The 4,432-nt window shown below is 41.1% G+C and carries 4 protein-coding genes; 3 read left to right on the top strand and 1 reads right to left on the bottom strand.

What is annotated here, in order from left to right; genetic code table 11:
• The first annotated feature begins 393 nt into the window (after window positions 1-393).
• The 3 genes from OEX01_09385 to OEX01_09375 are packed head-to-tail and all read left to right on the top strand — an operon-like array spanning window position 394 to window position 3,851.
• Window positions 394-2,484, top strand: coding sequence for an AAA family ATPase (locus OEX01_09385; GenBank protein ID MDH5449194.1), 2,091 nt, complete (start codon window positions 394-396; stop codon window positions 2,482-2,484).
• 6 nt (window positions 2,485-2,490) lie between these two features.
• Window positions 2,491-3,303, top strand: coding sequence for a hypothetical protein (locus OEX01_09380; protein ID MDH5449193.1), 813 nt, complete (start codon window positions 2,491-2,493; stop codon window positions 3,301-3,303).
• A complete protein-coding gene (locus OEX01_09375; GenBank protein ID MDH5449192.1) occupies window positions 3,300-3,851 on the top strand; it encodes a hypothetical protein in 552 nt (183 codons plus the stop codon). The genes OEX01_09380 and OEX01_09375 overlap by 4 nt, the downstream gene beginning before the upstream one ends.
• A gap of 60 nt (window positions 3,852-3,911) precedes the next feature.
• Here OEX01_09375 and OEX01_09370 read toward each other — a convergent pair.
• Window positions 3,912-4,432 (bottom strand): hypothetical protein (locus OEX01_09370; protein ID MDH5449191.1); only part of this gene is annotated, 521 nt, incomplete at its 5' end.

Below are 4,432 nucleotides of genomic sequence, written 5' to 3'. Positions count from 1 at the left end.
AATCAAGTTCTAATTGAATCTAAGAGGTTACTTCTCTGTAACTTCTTTAACTCTAGATGCACCTTCAATATTCTGCCACTATTCATGACTGCAACACTACTAGCAACTATAGTGTATCAGAGAAGCATCTCACAACGGGAAATGTATCCTAAAATATCCCTTCCTGTGAAGATATGAAAAAAAGAAGGAAGACTAGGCGCTTAGTGCCCCTAGTTCCCCTTCCTTTTTCTATGTGTTTAAGAACATTGTAACAATCATGCTATACCCAAGTTAGAATTGCGGTTTCTATAGACAGAAAGTATTTGATAAAGGTTTAAGAGAGTGTGTTGAAAAGTAAAGTTAGAAAGCATGAGGAAAAGAACGCAAGCATAACGTTATCTGTAGTAAAAGATAATGCGAAAATGCGTTCTATCTACTGCTACAAGAAGGCCACAACACATGCTGATTCGAGAAGTCATCCTCGAAAACTTCATGTCCTACGAATACGCCAGGACTCCCCTTAAATCAGGCGTAAACGTAATTTGTGGGCCGAACGGCGCGGGAAAGTCATCTATACTTTTAGGAGTCTCAATAGCGTTAGGTCAATCTTACACGGAACGGTCGAGAAAACTAAGCAACCTCATAAGATGGGGAAAAGACCAAGCCCGAGTAACAATTGTCTTAGACAATTCTCCGAGAAAAAGCAAACGTCCAGTTAAGAAATTTGACAAAGACCAAATCTTTTTAACTCGTATGTTGCGACGTGACGGAAAATACTGGTTCGAACTGGATAACCGAGCTGCAACAAAAAGAGAAGTTGAAAGAATGCTTGCAAAGTTCAATGTTGCTCCTGACAACCTTCTCATTATTATGCACCAGAATATGACTGAGCAATTTACGGTTCTCTCGCCCCAAGAAAAACTTAGAACGGTAGAGGCAGCAGTTGGCTTGGAACCTTACCGTAGAAATGTCTTGCAAGCAAGGAAAAAGTTGAGCCACATACTGAGCGAAGAAGAGTCAGTCAGCAAACTCCTCGAATCGGCTGAACAGACACTAGGCTACTGGCGCGAACAATATGACCGTTACCAACAAAAAAAGCAACTGCAAATCAAAAGGCGATTCCTTGAAAGAGAACTTGCATGGGCAGAAGCTCTTAAAAGAGAAGCTGCAATGAATGAACTGGAAAATCAGCTCAAAACAGGAGAAAACGAACTCCGACAAATCGAAAGCAAAACAGCAAAACTGCAAACCACTTTTAACGAGTTGCAATTAAGGCTGGAGCAGTCAAAATCACAGTGGCAAAAATTCTTCGAAGAACGCTTGTTAATGGAAAGAGAAAAAGCGAAAAACGAAGCTTTTGTTTCGCTGAGAACTCAAGCCTTAGAAGAAACACGCCAATTAATCGAAAACAACTGCGAAAAAATAGGCAAATGCATAGCCATAGTCGAGCAGTTGGAAACGTCATTCAACGTACAACAAAACCCAAACGACTACATGACGAGAATGACAGAGATAAAAAGGACATACAAAAACCTTGAAAACACGTGGGTTCAGCAGCTCAATCAAAAAAGCGAGAACTTGAAAGCGTTGATGGAAACCTATAATGAACAGCTTGAAAAGACTGATAGGCATCTTTTAGAAACGCAACAGAAGACACAATTTGTAACAAAGGAAATCGAAGACGCCACTAACCAAATCATAGACTCAAAAATCAACAATGCTCTATTAAACTACAAGAAACAAAATATTGAAAAACATCTCCAGAAACTTCACAGAGAACTGAAAGCAAAGGCAAAAGAATATGAAGAAGCTGCGAAAAAAGCGGAACAAACAGGTTCCCGAATAGCGTCGACGAAAACTACCAGTCAAATCCTAGACGAAATCCGGTTGACCGATGGTTATCTTGCAGCCCTCACAGACGTTTCGGAAGACATTGAACGCATGTACGAGTCTTACTCCAAACTCTATCTAGACTTGAAAGAAAAAGCGCGAACGGTAGCCGAAAATCGAGAAAAAGCATTGGAAGAAGTAAACAGTCGAAAGGAAGCTTGGCAGACAGTTATGCAAAGTCTTCTGGGCCACGTAAGTCTTCAATATCAAAGAATTTTGTCGCAAGCTCAAGCGGTAGGCGAGGTGCATTTGACCAATGGGCACGATATAGAGGCTGCCGGGCTACAAGTGCTTGTGGGCTTTAAAGGCGCTCAACCAGTTCCCTTAGACGCCTATACTCAAAGTGGAGGAGAGCGAAGCATGGCTACAATGAGCTTTCTCTTAGCTTTACAGCAGCGTGTGCAGTCTCCCTTCCGTGCAGTTGATGAATATGACGTTCATATGGACCCAAAAAACCGCGAAACAATAACTAGTCTTCTTATAGAATCAGTTAAAGGCTTGAACTCGCAGTATCTGATAATAACGCCAAGTCAGATAACCTTCGCAAAACAGGACATCCACATTGTAACGGTGCAGAATATTGAAGGCGCATCTAGAGTTAAAGAGGCTGTCTAGTTGTCAATGGGAAGGCAAAAGAAACGGCTTGGCAAAGAACATCTTAAACGCATCATCGATTCATGCCGCTCAGTTGAAGAAAAAGGAATAAACCCATTTCTAGTGGACGTAAACAACATACTTGCAATCATCCACGAATATTTTCCAGAATGGAAAAACCCCGAAGAACTCTGCTTAGACGCAGAAGCAGTACATCAAATAGCTTCGGCTATTAAGCTTCAAAGCGAATGGGTTAAACACCGCTCCACATCACTTTACACAGACCCCTTCTTAATAGAAGAAAAACTACGAAAACTATCGAAAGAAGAAATTAGTACAATATTTTTCAAATCTTGGCATCCAATAGTGGAACTCGAGCAAATTTCTCCCCACAGCCTAGCGGAGGCAATTAAATACTGGCAAAATCTAATACCACTGGATGAAAGATGGCAAAAAACAGAAGGGTTGCAGATAGAAACTGGAACAACAACTCGAGAAGAATTAGTGAAACAGCAGATTATAGCCAAAAAAGAGTTTTCTAAAGAGCTAGAAACGTTCTGGCAAGAACTCAAACAAAAAGCGATGGGTAAAGACAAAATTGAATACTGGGATTTTATAGGTGCTGAAACCTACGAAGAAACGGTCAAACATGCATACTTGGCAAGTTTTCTGGTTACATATGGCTATGCAACACTTGAAGTAGACAGATTAGAAGAGATAGTTTACATTAGACCCTACAAAACTCCCATTCCCACAGTGGGCAAGAAACAGGCAATTTCTCTGCCAATCCCAATAAGCTTTGAAGACTGGAAAAACTGGAAAGGCGGTGTGAAAGATTGAAGAAGAAAACCTATTACGCAACCCAACTCAAAAGAGCTACGCACTTGCTTTTCTTTAAACGTCACAGAAAGCCAGGAGTAAAAGGCTGGGAGCTAAAGAAGAGACTAGGAGCAGACTATCCAAAAATCCTAGCTTTACTAAACAGTTATCTAGAAAAGCTAGACCTGCAAGTGAAAACAGTTTTTGAAGAAGGAAAACCTTCGAAGAACCCGACTAAGGCTCAGTTGGATAGAGCACGGTTTTACATAACCCTACATGGGAGTCTTACGCCGAAGGAGACAAAAATGATGGGATGGCGCATCGACGATATAGCAGGCTTGGCGATGACTATCTCTACGATAATAGCGAAGAAGGGAAAAGCTTCAAGGGAGGAAGTGGAGCGGCTTCTGCGGGATAAGCTGCCGGGTTGGAGGGTTAATGTTAACATAGACCGATATATACGAGCAGGCTACATAGATCAAGACGAGAAGGGACAGCTTTACTTGGATTGGCGGACTAGAGCAGAAATAGACGAAAAAACTTTGATAGACTTGCTCATGGCAAAATGACACCATTATATTGCGGCGATATTCGCTGATTTTTTCGACTAATTGCTTTCATATATAGTATTACTCTTCAATTGTTATCTTGACCCAATTTTTGAAAAGTTTGGAATCACCGTCAGCATCAAAAATAGCTGCATACACGTAGTATTCACCAGTGGTTGTTATAGGAACTAGCTTGCTGACCCCCCAACCAAAATGTTCCCAAGTTGTTTGATTCCAGACAACAGTTCGTTGAATCGATTCCCTAGGACCTATAGAGAATTCCGTTTTACCCGCATTAGAGTCACTATACCATATCGAGAACCAAGAGTATTGAACATAAATCTGGATGGGGACTTTGTCAATTGATGTGAACGAATGGGTTATGTAGCCATTGTTGGTGAGTGTTGCGGTGATAGTTACGTTCTCGCCTAGCATGTAGATGGTTTTGTCAGTACTCACCGTGAAACTCCATCGAGGCGTCCTGACTGCATAAGCGGTGTATGGCAAGATGAAAAACAAAGCTAGTATAACAGCAAGAAGTGTTAGTTTTTTCATTTTCCTTTCTTTAAAGGATCTATACATGGCGTAAAAATATGTTTGAA

The sequence above is a fragment of the Candidatus Bathyarchaeota archaeon genome (assembly GCA_029882535.1).
Taxonomy (GTDB): Archaea; Thermoproteota; Bathyarchaeia; order Bathyarchaeales; family SOJC01; genus JAOUKM01.
This window is presented reverse-complemented; position numbering and strand designations above follow the sequence as displayed.

What these genes read in the sequence shown, in the direction of transcription:
- OEX01_09385 (MDH5449194.1), top strand. Translation starts at nt 394, where the DNA reads ATGCGAAAATGCGTTCTATCTACTGCTACAAGAAGGCCACAACACATG.
- OEX01_09380 (MDH5449193.1), top strand. Translation starts at nt 2,491, where the DNA reads ATGGGAAGGCAAAAGAAACGGCTTGGCAAAGAACATCTTAAACGCATC.